We start from the raw sequence: 368 nt of genomic DNA, 5'->3' as shown, positions 1-368 counted from the left end.
ACAGGCCTGAGCACCACGAACAGCAATGTGGCTTCGTTGTCGACATCAACTTCGACTGGCCTGAGCACCACCAACAGCAATGTGAGTTCGCTGTCGACTTCGACATCCAGTGGAATTGCTTCGTTGTCGACATCAACTTCGACTGGCCTGAGTACGACCAACAGCAGCGTTTCGTCGCTGTCGACTTCGGCCTCGACGGGCTTGAGCGCCACGAACAGCAATGTGACTTCGTTGTCGACATCAACTTCGACCGGCCTGAGCACGACCAACAGCAGCGTTTCGTCGCTGTCGACTTCGGCCTCGACGGGCTTGAGCACCACGAACAGCAATGTGACTTCGTTGTCGACATCAACTTCGACTGGCCTGAG

Annotated in this window: 1 protein-coding gene; it reads right to left on the bottom strand. The window is 56.0% G+C overall.

Going from position 1 to position 368, the window contains the following annotated elements:
* The coding region (locus tag AC07RZ_RS24145; protein ID WP_494669874.1) for a hypothetical protein at window positions 1-368 on the bottom strand (368 nt) is incomplete at both ends.

It is taken from the genome of Collimonas sp. GW821-FHT07E08, assembly GCF_059418905.1.
This window is presented reverse-complemented; position numbering and strand designations above follow the sequence as displayed.